The sequence below is a fragment of the Azomonas macrocytogenes genome (assembly GCF_014191985.1).
Lineage (GTDB): Bacteria > Pseudomonadota > Gammaproteobacteria > Pseudomonadales > Pseudomonadaceae > Azomonas > Azomonas macrocytogenes.
In genome coordinates, this window is the sequence record NZ_JACHXI010000004.1 from 43,327 (window position 1) to 57,163 (window position 13,837).

The window sequence follows — 13,837 nt, forward strand, 5'->3', positions numbered from 1 at the left end:
GCCTGATTCGTTCCGACTTTGTGGGTCGGGCGCTCATGTTCTTGATAGGGCCGGCGGGTGGCCAGCTCTGTAGTTTTACTACAAAACCATCTTGCTTTCAGCCCCTCCAGGCAAATTTTCGTGGCTCGGCTACACTCGCGGCGATTTCCCCTGGCCATGTCCGCGTCGTTGTAATGCACTCCAGTCAGGGGCTGGAGGGATTTCGAGGGGTGTCCATGAATCTGCCGCAACTGCCCGTTCTGCCTGACTTGCTGCTGCCTTTGGCGCGGCGCGGCACGGAAATTTTGTCTCGTGCCCGGGACGCTTCGCCGGACTGCGAAGCACTGTTGCCCGCGACGTGGCCGCAGGCGCGGCAGCAAGCGTTGGCGCGGGTTTGCGCGTGTAGTGACTTCGTTGTTGTCCAGCTTGATCGATGCCCCTGGATTCTGGCGGAACTGCTCGAGCGCAAGATTCTGGAGCGCTCGCTTGCACCTGGCGAAATCGCTGCGGATTTGCAGGCGAGGCTCCAGGGCTGCGATGACGAGGCGGAGTTGATGCGTATCCTGCGCGATTTCCGCAATCTCCATCAGGTGCGGATTGTCTGGCGCGATCTGAATCGCCAGGCCGATCTGATCGAAACCTGCCGGGATCTTTCCGCGCTGGCTGACAGTTGCATCGATCAGGCTTGCCAGTGGTTGTATCCGCGCCTGTGCACGTTATACGGCACGCCGCTTGGGCAGGACGGTCAGCCCCAGCGCATGGTGATTCTCGGCATGGGCAAGCTGGGTGCCTTCGAGCTGAATCTTTCCTCGGATGTCGATCTGATCTTCGCTTTTCCACAGCGCGGGGAGACGGTGGGGGCGAGCCGCACGCTGGATAACCAGACTTTTTTCATTCGCCTGGGACAGCGCCTGATCAAGGTGCTGGATGCGGTGACTATCGATGGTTTCGTGTTCCGCGTGGACATGCGGTTGCGGCCATACGGCGCTTCGGGCGCGCTGGCGTTCAGTTTTGCGGCGTTGGACGAATATTACCGGGAGCACGGGCGTGACTGGGAACGCTACGCGCTGATCAAGGCGCGGGTGGTCAGTGGCGACCAGCAGGCCAGCGATGCCTTGCTGCAGATGCTCCAGCCTTTTGTCTATCGCCGCTACCTAGATTTTTCTGCCATCGAATCGCTGCGCGAGATGAAGCGGCTGATCCAGTTCGAGGTCCAGCGCAAGGGGTTGGCCGAGAATATCAAGCTGGGTGGCGGCGGTATTCGCGAAGTGGAATTCATTGCCCAGGTGTTCCAGTTGATTCACGGCGGCTATGACCCGGCTCTGCAGCAGCGGGCGTTGCTCGATGTACTGACAACGCTGCGGCAGCATGGTTACCTGCGGCGCTCCGTGGTCGCCGAGCTCGCCGACGGTTATCGCTTCCTGCGCTACGTCGAACATGCGTTGCAGGCGATTGCCGATCGACAGACCCATACGTTGCCGCATGGCGAAGCGGATCGCGCCAGGGTCGCCTGCATGCTGGGCTGTGCTGACTGGACGGCGTTCTGCGAGCAACTGGCGTTCTGGCGTGAACGTATCGACAAGCATTTCCAACGCTTGATTACCAAGCCTGCCGTAGGCTGGAGTGAACCAGGCGTTGCCGAATGGCGGGCGCTCTGGTGTGAAAACTGGACCGAGACCGCCGTATTGCCGCGCCTGCAGCAGGCCGGTTTCAGGGATGCCGAAAGTGCCTGGCAGCGTCTGTGTACGTTGCGCGACAGCGCCCAGGTACGCGGCATGCAGGTACTGGGTCGCGAGCGGCTGGATATCTTCATGCCCTGCATGTTGCTGGCGATTGCCGAGCAGAGCGAGCCCGATCAGGTGCTGGTGCGCGTGTTGCCGTTGGTCGAGGGGATTGCCAGGCGTTCGCGCTATATCGTGCTGCTCCTGGAAAATCGTGCAGCCCTGCGCCGGTTGCTGAGTTTATGTGGCGCCAGTGCCTGGATTGCCGAGCAAATCACGCGTTTTCCCGTGCTGCTCGATGAGTTGCTGGATGCCAAGCGTCTGTATAACCCGCCGGCAGCGGCAGAGCTGGCCTATGAGTTGAACGGACTCTTGCTGCGCCTGCCCGAGGACGACCTGGAGCAGCAGATGGAAACCCTGCGGCGCTTCAAACAGGCGCATCGTCTGCGTGTGGCCGTCTCGGAAATCGTCGGTACCTTGCCGCTGATGAAGGTCAGCGATTACCTGACCTGGCTGGCCGAGGCGATTCTCGAGCAGGTCCTGGCGCTGGCCTGGCGACAACTGGTGGCACGCTACGGGCAGCCCCGCTGCAGCGATGGCAGTCCATGCGATCCGGGCTTTCTGGTGCTTGGTTACGGCAAGGTCGGTGGTATTGAGCTTGGTCATGAGTCAGACCTGGATCTGGTGTTCATCCACAATGGCGAACCGGGGTCGGAAACCGATGGCATCAAACTGATCGACAGTGCGCAATTCTTCATTCGTCTGGGGCAGCGCATGATCCATCTGCTGAGCACGCAAACGGCGTCCGGCAGGCTCTACGAGGTGGATATGCGCCTGCGTCCATCCGGTGCGGCAGGGTTGTTGGTCAGTTCGATGACCGCCTATGAACATTATCAATCCCGGGATGCCTGGACCTGGGAGCATCAAGCACTGGTGCGGGCTCGGCCATTGTCCGGTTGCCCGCGCCTGGCGCGGGAGTTCCTACGCGTTCGCGGTGCCGTGCTCGGGCGCGCGCGCGATCTACAGACGTTGCGTGTCGACGTGAGTGAAATGCGGGCCCGGATGCGCGCGAACCTGGGCACCAGAAGCACTGCCGCAGGTACTGCCGGCAAGGCGTTCTCGGCGCAGGAGCGCTTCGATCTCAAGCATGATGCCGGTGGTATCGTGGATATCGAATTTATGGTGCAATATGCCGTCCTGGCGTGGTCGCACCGTTATCCCGAGCTGCTACGCCATACCGACAATATCCGCATCCTCGACGGCCTGGCGCAGACTGGGCTGTTGTCTGGCACCGAGGTTCGGCTGCTGCAAGAGGCTTACAAGGCCTACCGCATTGCTGCCCATCGGCTGTCACTGCAGAAGCAGTCTGGAGTGGTGAGTGGTGACCGATTCCATGACGAGCGCCAGGCGGTCATGCGCATCTGGCGCGAACTGGGGCTTTTTTGAAACCCCAGGCGTTAACCTGGCATAAATGAAGTTCTGAGGAGCTGGCAAGATGTCGATGGCCGACCGCGATGGCGTCATCTGGTATGACGGTGAACTGGTGCAGTGGCGCGATGCGACCACCCATGTATTGACCCACACCCTGCATTACGGCATGGGCGTGTTCGAAGGTGTGCGTGCCTATGAGACTCCGGCCGGCACAGCGATCTTCCGTCTGCAGGCGCACACCGACCGCCTGTTCGATTCGGCGCACATCATGAATATGAAGATCCCGTTCACCAAGGACGAGATCAACGAGGCGACTCGTACCGCCGTACGCGAGAACGACCTGGCCAGCGCCTATATCCGCCCGATGGTGTTCTACGGGTCCGAAGGCATGGGCCTGCGCGCCACTGGCCTGAAGGTACATGTGATCGTCGCCGCCTGGCATTGGGGCGCCTACATGGGCGACGAAGCGCTGGAGCAGGGCATCAAGGTACGCACCAGTTCCTTCACCCGCCATCATGTCAACATCAGCATGACCCGCGCCAAGTCCAACGGTGCCTACATCAACTCCATGCTGGCCCTGCAGGAAGCGATTTCCGGCGGTGCCGACGAAGCGCTGATGCTCGATCCGGAAGGCTATGTCGCCGAAGGCTCCGGCGAGAACATCTTCATCATCAAGAGTGGAGTGATCTACACCCCGGAAGTCACCGCATGCCTCAACGGCATTACACGCAACAGCGTGCTGACCCTCGCTGCCGAGCTGGGCATCAAGGTGGTCGAGAAGCGCATCACCCGCGATGAGGTCTATATCGCTGACGAAGCCTTCTTTACCGGCACGGCGGCTGAAGTTACCCCCATCCGTGAAGTCGACGGTCGTGCGATCGGTGCAGGCCGCCGTGGCCCGGTGACCGAGAAATTGCAAAAAGCCTACTTCGACCTGGTCAGCGGCAGGACCGAAGCGCATCCGGAGTGGCGGACCTTGGTGAAATAGGCGGCAGGCCTCAGGCTGCAAGCGACAGGCGGTTCGTGCCGTTTTCCCTTGCAGCCCGGCAACCTGCAACCTGCAGCCTTATGAATATTCTGATCATTGGTCCCAGCTGGGTCGGCGACATGGTGATGGCGCAGACCCTGTTCACCTGCCTCAGGCAGCGTTATCCGGATTGCGCCATCGATGTACTGGCGCCAGCCTGGAGCCGACCGATTCTCGAGCGTATGCCCGAGGTGCGCGCGGCCATCGACTTCCCGCTCGGGCACGGCGTGCTGGATCTGACCTTGCGGCACACTATCGCCCGAAGTCTCAAAGGCCGCTATGACCAGGCGATCCTCCTGCCCAACTCGCTGAAGTCAGCGCTGGTGCCCTTCCTGGCTGGCATTCCCCGGCGCACCGGTTGGCGTGGCGAGATGCGCTACGGCCTGCTCAACGATCTGCGGATTCTGGACAAGACGAAGTACCCGTTGATGATCGAGCGCTTCATGGCGCTGGCTTTCGCGCCTGATACCGACTTGCCCAAGCCTTATCCTCGCCCGCACCTGCAGGTCAGCCCGGCCAGCCGCAAGGCGGCGCTGGCCCGTTTCACCCTGAAGCTGGACCGTCCGGTGCTGGCGCTCTGTCCCGGGGCGGAATTTGGCGAGGCCAAGCGCTGGCCGGCCCGCCACTACGCCAGGGTTGCCGAAGGCAAGCTGGCCGAAGGTTGGCAGGTCTGGCTGTTCGGTTCGAAGAACGACCATCCGGTCGGTGAAGAGATCCGTGGCTTGCTGAGCCCCGAACGGCGCGTGCAATCCTGCAACCTGGCTGGCGAAACCAGTCTGGCCGAAGCCATTGATCTACTTTCCTGTGCCGACGCAGTGGTATCCAATGACTCCGGGCTAATGCATGTCGCTGCTGCCTTGCAGCGCCCCCTGGTGGCGGTATACGGCTCCACTTCGCCAGGCTTCACACCACCCCTGGCCGAGCAGGTGGAAATCGTCCGCTTGGGCCTGGAGTGCAGCCCCTGCTTCGAGCGCACCTGTCGCTTCGGGCATTACAACTGCTTGCAGGAACTGCAGCCCGAGGCCGTGGCCGCGGCGCTGGAGCGCCTGCTGCCACAACCACTCGAGGTTCGCTGAGTGCGCGTCCTGCTGATCAAGACATCCTCCATGGGTGATGTGATCCATACCCTGCCGGCCTTGACCGATGCGACACAGGCTCTGCCGGACATTCGCTTCGACTGGGTGGTGGAGGAGGGGTTCGCCGAAATTCCCGCCTGGCATCCTGCGATAGCGCGAGTCATTCCGGTGGCGATCCGCCGTTGGCGCAAACAGCCAGTGCAAACGTGGCTTTCCGGCGAGTGGGCGCGCTGCAAGACGGCGCTTCGCGAAGGTAACTACGATCTGGTGATCGATGCCCAGGGACTGTTGAAAAGCGCCTGGCTGACCCGCTACGTCAAGGCTCCCGTGGCTGGATTTTCCCGCACCTCGGCCCGCGAGCCGCTGGCCAGTCGGTTCTACGATCGCACCTATTCGGTCGCGCCGGGCTTGCATGCCATCGAGCGGACGCGCGGACTGTTCGCCCAGGCGCTCGGCTATCCGCTTCCCGGCGCAATGGGCGACTACGGGCTGGATCGCGAGCAACTGGCTGTCCACGAACGACAGCCTTATCTGCTGTTCCTGCACGGTACCACCTGGGCCAGTAAGCACTGGCCGGAACCGTATTGGCGCGAGTTGGCGGAACGGCTCGTTGCAAGCGGCAGGAAAGTTCGCTTGCCCTGGGGCAATGCTGCCGAGAAAGCGCGTGCCGAACGTATCGCCAGGGGACTGGCCGGCGTGTCGGTACTGCCGCGGCTGAATCTGGCCGGCATCGCCAGGATCATCGCCGGCGCGCAGGCTTGTGTGGCGGTGGATACCGGCCTCGGGCATCTTGCCGCCGCGTTGGATGTGCCGACCGTTTCACTCTACGGCCCGACGCTGCCGGAAAAAGTGGGTACCTACGGGCACTCGCAAGTCCATCTCCGCGCCACCGGTCCGGATGCCGGCAAGGGCGACCGCGACAAGCCGTGCTTCGCGGATCTGCTGCCCGAGCACGTCTTTCACGAGCTCGGCACCCTTTTGCAAGCGCTGGAACTTGCCTGATGCGCGCACGGCTTCCCGCAGCCTGTCCAGGCAAGGTAATGATCGACCTCTGCATGGGCTGCGGTTCTGGCTATCGAACATGGCAGCCTGATCGGCAGGAGAGCTGATGCGTCTGGCTTTTATCCTCTATAAATATTTTCCTTTCGGTGGCCTGCAACGCGATTTCATGCGGATTGCCCTGCAATGCCAGCAACGTGGCCATTCCATTCGCGTCTATACCATGAGCTGGCAGGGCGAGATCCCGGCAGGTTTCGAGGTGCTGATCGTGCCGGTCAAGGCCCTGTTCAACCATACCCGCTACAAGCGCTTCACCGCCTGGGTCGAGCACGATCTGCAGCAGCGCCCGCTGGATCGGGTGGTTGGTTTCAACAAGATGCCCGGCCTGGATGTCTATTACGCCGCCGATCCCTGTTTCGAGGACAAGGCGCAGACCTTGCGCAACCCGCTGTATCGACGGCTGGGCCGCTACAGGCATTTCGCCGAGTATGAGCGTGCGGTGTTTGCACCATCTGCCAAGACGCGCATCCTGATGATTTCAGAAGTGCAGCAGCCCTTGTTCGCCAAGCACTACGGCACCCCGGCCGAGCGCTTTCATCTGCTCCCGCCTGGTATCGCCCTCGACCGTCGTGCACCACCGGATGCCGCTGCAATCCGCGAGGGATTCCGGGCCGAATTCGGCCTGGGTACTGATGATCTGCTACTGGTACAAATCGGTTCGGGTTTCAAGACCAAAGGGCTCGATCGCAGCCTGAAGGCACTTGCCGCATTGCCGCAGGGCTTGAAGATACGCACGCGCCTGATCGCCATCGGCCAGGACGATCCCAAGCCTTTCCTGATGCAAATCAAGGCACTGGGGCTGGGCGAGCAGGTGCAGATCCTCAAGGGCCGCGACGATATCCCGCGCTTTTTGCTGGGGGCGGATCTGCTGGTTCATCCGGCCTACAACGAGAACACTGGCACCGTACTGCTGGAAGCCCTGGTCGCCGGACTGCCGGTGCTGGTCACCGATGTCTGCGGTTATGCCCGTTATATAAAGGAAGCCAATTGTGGGCGGGTGTTGCCGAGCCCTTTCGCTCAGGAGCGGCTGGATGCCGCGCTGGCGGAGATGCTGGAGGACGCTACGGTTCGTGCGGTCTGGGGGCAGAATGGGTTGGCCTATGCGGAGACGGCAGACCTGTATTCGATGCCGGAGCGAGCGGCGGATGTGATTGTGGGGGATTGGGGGTGAGTTCTTTTTTGGATTGGTCCGGGTGGTGGGCCGATGCGCTTTCCCGGTGGTGGACGAAACCTGTCGTTTCAAACGAGGCAAGCGTATCGGTTCCACGCAGTCGTCTGTTCAATCTCAGGAACAACGAACCATGAAGCTGTTCCTCGCCGACCCCTTCAAAACCCTCTGGGCCGATCAGGACCCCTTCGCCGAGGTCGAACGCCTGCAAGGTCAGGTCTTCCGCGAGCTGGAGGCCCGCCGCACCCTGCGCGTCGAAGTCGCCGGACGTGGTTATTTTGTCAAGATCCACCGCGGCATCGGCTGGGGCGAAATCGTCAAGAACCTGCTTACTGCCAAGTTGCCGGTATTGGGGGCTGGCCAGGAGTGGCGAGCCATCCAGCGTCTGCACGAGGCCGGAGTGCCGACCATGACTGCCGTGGCTTTCGGTGAGCGTGGCGGTAATCCGGCAACGCAGCATTCCTTCCTCATCACCGAAGAGCTGGCGCCGACCGTCAGCTTGGAAGATTTCAGTCTCAACTGGAAACAAGCGCCGCCGCCGCCGGGTCTCAAGCGTGCGCTGATCGCTGAAGTGGCACACATGACTGGCACGATGCATCGGGCCGGCGTCAATCATCGGGACTGCTATATCTGCCATTTCCTCTTGCATCTCGATCATCCCGTGACCGCAAAGAGTGTACGTCTGTCACTGATCGACCTGCATCGTGCCCAGACCCGCGCCGCAACGCCCCGGCGCTGGCGCGACAAGGATCTGGCAGCCCTGTATTTTTCCGCGCTGGATATCGGCCTGACCCGGCGCGACAGGCTGAGATTTCTCAAAAATTATTTTCAGCGCCCGCTACGCCGGGTCCTGGATGAGGAGGCACATTTGCTGGACTGGCTGGAGCGCAAGGCGGACAAGCTGTACGCCCGCAAGCTGCGTTATGGGGATGCACTCTGATGAGCTGGACGCTCGATCCCGCTTATGCCGCGCTAGAGGCGGATTTCGGTAACCTGGAGCGGGTCTTCACCCTGCAAGGCGAAAGGCTGACCAGCAGCCCCTTGTCGGAGGTGATTCGCCTGGAGCGCGACGGTATCCGCTACTACGTCAAGCGCTACTGGGCGGCGGGCAAGGGCCTGCGGCGCTATATCGGCCGCCCCAGGGTCAAGGCCGAATGGCAGAATCTCCAGCGTTTCCAGCAGTGGGGCATAGCTACTGCGCCGTTGGTGGCCTGGGGGATGGAGTACGCCGGTGGCGCGTTCCGGCGCGGCGCGATGATCACGCGCGAGATCGAGAATTCCACGGACATGGGGACGATGGCCAAGCGCGCCGATCCGCGCCTGGCCGATCCGGCCTGGGTCGAGTGCATCAGCCGTCAACTGGCCCGGGCGACGCGGATCATGCACGAGCATCGCTTTGCCCATAACGATCTGAAATGGCGCAACCTGCTGGTGAATCCAGCCGCCGAGCTGTTCATGATCGATTGCCCGACCGGCGCTTTCTGGTTCGGGCCATTTCTGCGTCGACGCATCATCAAGGACCTGGCCTGCCTGGACAAGGTAGCCAAATATCGACTGAGCCGAACCCAGCGGCTGCGTTTCTATCTGCACTATCAGCGCCGGACACGGACGCAACCTGCCGACAGAAAAAAAATCAGGCAGGTTCTGGACTATTTCGAGGGGCGGGAATGAACAGAGTGAGCAACGTTCCGCCGGAGTTCGAACATGCGGCTTTCTGAGCTGCGGCATGCGGGACGCTCGCCAGAGTTGCCGCTGAGCATCGATGTGGGCGCGGGAACCTTGCTGCTGCGCCAGTGGCTGCGCGTATTGCCGGGGCGCCGCTATGTGGCTGCGGCCGAATGGCAAGGGCGAGCGGTACTGGCCAAGCTGCTGGTCGGGGCCCAGGCCGAAAGACATTATCGGCGCGAATACGAAGGCGCGCAGTTGTTGCTTGGACAACATCTGCCGACCCCGGAACTGCTGGCCGAAGGCTATGAGCCGGAGGAAGGTGCCGCCTGGCTGCTGTTCGATTATCTGGCCGGCGCACAGGGGCTGGGCGATGCCTGGCACCAGGTGCAAGCGCAACCGATCCTGAGCGCGGCACAGCGAAGCATCATCGGTGATGCCTTGCAGGCGATTGCCCGGTTGCATGCACGAGGCCTGTGGCAGGAGGATCTGCACCTGGATAACCTGATGCGCCTGGCCGGCAAGCTGTACTTGATCGATGGCGGCGGTGTCCGTGCCGAAACGCTCGGCAAGCCGTTGTCGTGTGAGCGGGTCGAGGAAAACCTTGGGGTTTTCTTTGCTCAACTGCCGGCTGCTGTCGAACCCTTCATCGAGGAATTGCTCGCCCAGCATTACTTGCATGAAAGCTGCGAACAGGTGCTGGCGCTGGATGCCTTGCTCGAAGAAACCACCAAGGTGCGTCGTCGTCGTTTGCGCGACTATCTGAAGAAAGTCGGCCGCGAGTGCAGTCTGTTCAGTGTGCGGCGCGGACCGATGGGCTTGCGAGCGGTGCTGCGCGAAGCCTTGCCTGCTATCGAGCCACTGCTGCAGGCGCCGGATAAGTTCGTTGCCGCCGGGCATATTTACAAGACCGGCGGCGCCGCCACGGTGGCCCGGGTCGTGCTGGATGGCCGACCGCTGATCGTCAAACGCTACAACATCAAGAGCTTCGCGCACTGGCTCAAGCGCTTCTGGCGGCCCAGCCGCGCCTGGCACAGCTGGCGCGAGGCGCACCGGCTCGACCTTCTCGGCATTGCCACGCCAAGGCCGCTGGCGCTGCTCGAGCGGCGCTGGTACGGCCTGCGCAAGGAAGCCTTTCTGGTTACCGATTACCTGGCCGGGCAAGATATACTCGCGCTTTTTGCGCCGTACCTGGATAGCTCGCCGCCGGAGTATCTGTTGGTCGCCCTGGATCGCCTGTTCGCCGCGTTGATCCGCGAGCGGATCAGCCATGGCGATCTCAAGGGACACAACCTGCTGTGGGATGGCGATACGGCAGACGGGCGTTGGTCGCTGATCGATCTTGATGCCATGCGTCGGCACACCTTGCACCGCAGTTTTGCCAACGCTTACCGGCGGGATCGGGCGCGATTTCTGCGCAATTGGCCGGCCGATAGTGTCTTGCACCGTCTGCTGGATGAACGCTTACCCAGAACCGCATGACGCGGCAAGACAAGAGCCTGCCTGGCGGCAACGCAGTATCGGAGCCTCGGGTGCCGAACGAAATTGACTGATCGAATCAACCAGGCAGGCCCCCACGAACAGACCGCTGCAGCTTCAAGCCTTCAAGCTTCGAGCTTCCAGCTCCACGAAGAGGCAACCCCGTGTCACTGATCGTCCTCGGCCTTTCCGGCGCCTTGAGCCATGACCCCTCCGCAGCCCTGTACATTGACGGCAAGCTTGTCGCCGCTGCCGAAGAAGAGCGCTTCGTGCGTGACAAGCATGCCAAGAACCGCATGCCTTACGAGTCCGCCAAATTCTGTCTGGAACGAGCCGGCATCAAGCCTGCCGATGTCGATGTGGTGGCCATTCCCTTCGCACCGATCAGCCTGCTGCGCAAGGACCGCTGGCACTACGCCAGGCGCTACTGGTATGCCCCGGATCGTGCGCTGGACGCGTTGCTCATGGGCAATCGGCGCTACCATCGTTATCGCAAACGTATCGAATGGTGCCTGCAACAGCTTGGTTTTGACTTGAAAAAAGTGACTATCGAGCCGGTCGAGCACCACTTGGCACATGCTGCCAGCGCTTATCACTGCTCAGGCTTCAAGGAAAAGACCGCGATTCTCGGTATCGACGGCAAGGGCGAATATGCCACCACGTTCTTTGGCTGGGGCGAAAACGGGCAGATCCACAAGATCAAGGAGTTCTACGACCCTGACTCGCTGGGCGGGCTGTACGGTGCGCTTACCGAATACCTTGGTTTTGAAATGCTGGATGGCGAGTTCAAGGTCATGGGCATGGCACCCTATGGCGACGCGGAGCGCTACGATTTTTCGCGCCTGGCCAGCTTCGAGAACGGCGAGCTGGTCATCAATACCGAATATGCCAATGTCATCGGTTTGCGGCGTTACAAGGAAAAGGGCAAGGGTTACTACTTCTCGCCCAGGCTGATCGAATGGCTCGGCCCCAAGCGCGAGGGTGATATCGCCGACGAGCCCTACGTGCATTACGCGGCCAGCATGCAGGCGCTGTTCGAGAAACTGGCGCTGGAAATGATGTATCACTACCTAGGCGATATCATTCGCGAGACCGGCAAGATCGCCTTTTCCGGTGGTTGTGCGCTGAACGTCAAGCTCAATCAGAAGATCATTGCCCGGCCCGAGGTCAAGGAATTGTTCGTCCAGCCGGCTTCCGGCGATGCCGGCACGGCCGTTGGTGCCGCCGCCTACGTTTCGCACCAGCGCGGTGTGCCGGTGGAGAAGCTGGAGCATGTCTACCTCGGCCCGTCCTACACCAACGAAGACGTCATCGCGGCCTGCGCCCGGCACCCACACCAGCCGGCCTGGCGGCAGATCGACGATGTCGTCCAGCGTATCGCCCGGATCATGGTCGACGGCAATCCGGTGGCCTGGTTCCAGGGGCGTATGGAATTTGGTCCGCGCGCGCTCGGCGGTCGTTCGATCATCGGTTGTCCCAGCGTGCCCGGCGTGGCCGACCGTATCAACGAGCAGATCAAGTTCCGCGAACGCTGGCGGCCGTTCTGCCCGTCGATGCTCGATACCGTCGCGCCGCAGATGCTCAAGGTCGATCATCCCTCGCCCTACATGACTTTCACCTTCGAGGTGCATGAAGCATGGAAAAGCCGGGTACCGGAAGTCGTCCACGAGGACGGTACCTCCCGCGCCCAGGTGCTCGAGCGCCGGCACAATCCACGCTGGTACGACCTGATGGCGGAGCTGGAAAACCTTACCGGCAACGGGGTTTCCCTGAATACCTCGCTCAACCGGCGCGGCGAACCCATGATTTGCTCGCCGACCGATGCCCTGGATATGTTCTTTGGCTCGGATCTGCGCTACCTGATCATGGAAGATATCCTGGTGGTGAAAGAGGGAAGTGACTGGTATGAGTCAACTTGATCTTCGTCCCTGCTGCGTAGCAGGCAAGTGATGTCGGCCTTGCGTCAGGAGACGGCCGCTGCCTGGGCCGCCAGGGCGCATGGGCTGGATCGCTATCGCTGGCGCATCCTGCGTGCACGCCATGGGCTCGTCGGCAGTGCTTTGCGGTTTGCCCGGGATGCGCTGGTCGACTGGTACTTCGGCATGTATGCCAGGCTCCGGCTGGCCCGCGCGGTCGATGCGCAATCCTGCGATTTTCTACTGTTGCAGATGTCGCCCAAGGTCGTGCGTCTGCAGCGCAAGCAGGCGTTACTTGCAGCGCTGCGTGAGCGTGGCCATCGGGTGGAAGATACGGCGTTGCAGAAGCCGGATACGATTCTGGCCGAACGCTTGCTCAGGCGTCCGCCGCAGCCGGTGCCGACCCGCTATTTCCTCCAGGCTGCCCATGCCCAGTGGCTGGTCGAGCGCTACGCGCCGAAGATTCTGCTGAATGATCGCAACGGCAGTTTCTACTCGCCCTTTTTGCGTCTGGCACTCAATCGGCGCCAATGCCTTCTGGTACATCTGGCCCATGCCACCACGGTAGAGAGCTCCAGGCGGCTCGGCATGAACGACTACGACTATTATTTTCTTTTCGGCCAGAGCTCGCTGGAGGCTTTGGCTGAGCGAAAACTTCGTTTTGGCACCTCGACCGTGGTGCTGAGCGGCTCGTATCTGATCGACCAGAACTTCGACTTGCCGCCGGCTGATCCGCAATTGCGGACGCTGCTGATTCTCGGCGTGGGGCCGGACAAGGAAAAGGAGGTGGGCTATTGTCGGACCTATGCGCTACTCGGCGAATGGGCTGAACAGAACCCGGACTATCGGGTCCTGGTCAAGTTGCATCCGCGCAGCCGCGGCACGTTCTGGCAACAGGCGGCAGCGGCGCTCGGCAATCTGCAGGTACTGCCGCCTGGCTACAGTCTTGCCGAGGCAATAAAAAATTCATCCATGGTGATCAATATCATGTCCAACGCTGTCATAGAGGCGGCCCTTGCCCGTCGCCCGGTGATTCATGTAAATGCCAGCGGCGAGCCGGATATTTTCAACCAGAGTCGGTTCTTTGGCGAATGCATTCAGGATGTGGCGCTGCTGCGCCAGCGTATCGAAGCGATCCAGCGCGATTATCCGGCCAGTCTGGAGCGAGCGGCGGCGTTTTCCGAATATCACCTTGCCAGCGGTGCCAATGGGCTTGGGCAAACGGTCGCACTGCTGGAGCAGCTTCTGGCTGGCCGCAGTTGTACCGGCGTCACGCTTCAAGCCGTTGGCATTGGGTGAAAATGAGCGGCTGTGAA

10 protein-coding genes are annotated in these 13,837 nt (G+C 61.6%); all 10 read left to right on the forward strand.

Annotated elements, in window-relative coordinates:
• Window positions 1–215: 215 nt before the first annotated feature.
• The 10 genes from glnE (at window position 216) to FHR87_RS05530 (ending at window position 13,820) form a co-directional block, all read left to right on the forward strand.
• Window positions 216–3,146 (forward strand): bifunctional [glutamate--ammonia ligase]-adenylyl-L-tyrosine phosphorylase/[glutamate--ammonia-ligase] adenylyltransferase, encoded by a 2,931-nt coding sequence (gene glnE / locus FHR87_RS05485; RefSeq protein WP_183165719.1) that lies wholly within the window; start codon window positions 216–218, stop codon window positions 3,144–3,146.
• Between the two features lie 49 nt (window positions 3,147–3,195).
• Complete coding sequence (gene ilvE / locus FHR87_RS05490; RefSeq protein ID WP_183165720.1) at window positions 3,196–4,119, forward strand: branched-chain-amino-acid transaminase; 924 nt, start codon at window positions 3,196–3,198, stop codon at window positions 4,117–4,119.
• Between the two features lie 80 nt (window positions 4,120–4,199).
• The gene (gene waaF / locus FHR87_RS05495; RefSeq protein ID WP_183165721.1) at window positions 4,200–5,234 is read left to right on the forward strand and encodes a lipopolysaccharide heptosyltransferase II; all 1,035 of its coding nucleotides are present in this window, start codon (window positions 4,200–4,202) and stop codon (window positions 5,232–5,234) included.
• Window positions 5,235–6,236, forward strand: coding sequence for a lipopolysaccharide heptosyltransferase I (gene waaC / locus FHR87_RS05500; protein ID WP_183165722.1), 1,002 nt, complete (start codon window positions 5,235–5,237; stop codon window positions 6,234–6,236).
• Window positions 6,237–6,342: 106 nt separating this feature from the next.
• A complete protein-coding gene (locus tag FHR87_RS05505) occupies window positions 6,343–7,464 on the forward strand; it encodes a glycosyltransferase family 4 protein (protein ID WP_183165723.1) in 1,122 nt (373 codons plus the stop codon).
• A gap of 130 nt (window positions 7,465–7,594) precedes the next feature.
• Window positions 7,595–8,401: a lipopolysaccharide core heptose(I) kinase RfaP gene (gene rfaP / locus FHR87_RS05510; protein WP_183165724.1), complete on the forward strand. Its 807-nt coding sequence runs from the start codon at window positions 7,595–7,597 to the stop codon at window positions 8,399–8,401.
• Window positions 8,398–9,132: a lipopolysaccharide kinase InaA family protein gene (locus FHR87_RS05515; protein ID WP_183165915.1), complete on the forward strand. Its 735-nt coding sequence runs from the start codon at window positions 8,398–8,400 to the stop codon at window positions 9,130–9,132. Before rfaP ends, FHR87_RS05515 begins: the two co-directional genes overlap by 4 nt.
• A gap of 33 nt (window positions 9,133–9,165) precedes the next feature.
• The gene (locus tag FHR87_RS05520; RefSeq protein ID WP_183165725.1) at window positions 9,166–10,608 is read left to right on the forward strand and encodes a lipopolysaccharide kinase InaA family protein; all 1,443 of its coding nucleotides are present in this window, start codon (window positions 9,166–9,168) and stop codon (window positions 10,606–10,608) included.
• 161 nt (window positions 10,609–10,769) lie between these two features.
• Window positions 10,770–12,524 (forward strand): carbamoyltransferase C-terminal domain-containing protein, encoded by a 1,755-nt coding sequence (locus tag FHR87_RS05525; RefSeq protein ID WP_183165726.1) that lies wholly within the window; start codon window positions 10,770–10,772, stop codon window positions 12,522–12,524.
• A gap of 30 nt (window positions 12,525–12,554) precedes the next feature.
• Entirely contained in the window at window positions 12,555–13,820 is a 1,266-nt protein-coding gene (locus FHR87_RS05530) for a capsule biosynthesis protein (protein WP_221189745.1), read from the forward strand.
• Window positions 13,821–13,837 lie beyond the last annotated feature (17 nt).

Excerpts from the sequence above, each read along its gene's own strand:
- waaF (WP_183165721.1), top strand. The coding sequence starts at position 4,200 with ATGAATATTCTGATCATTGGTCCCAGCTGGGTCGGCGACATGGTGATG.
- FHR87_RS05520 (WP_183165725.1), top strand. The coding sequence starts at position 9,166 with ATGCGGCTTTCTGAGCTGCGGCATGCGGGACGCTCGCCAGAGTTGCCG.
- ilvE (WP_183165720.1), top strand. The coding sequence starts at position 3,196 with ATGTCGATGGCCGACCGCGATGGCGTCATCTGGTATGACGGTGAACTG.
- FHR87_RS05530 (WP_221189745.1), top strand. The coding sequence starts at position 12,555 with ATGTCGGCCTTGCGTCAGGAGACGGCCGCTGCCTGGGCCGCCAGGGCG.
- rfaP (WP_183165724.1), top strand. The coding sequence starts at position 7,595 with ATGAAGCTGTTCCTCGCCGACCCCTTCAAAACCCTCTGGGCCGATCAG.
- FHR87_RS05505 (WP_183165723.1), top strand. The coding sequence starts at position 6,343 with ATGCGTCTGGCTTTTATCCTCTATAAATATTTTCCTTTCGGTGGCCTG.
- glnE (WP_183165719.1), top strand. The coding sequence starts at position 216 with ATGAATCTGCCGCAACTGCCCGTTCTGCCTGACTTGCTGCTGCCTTTG.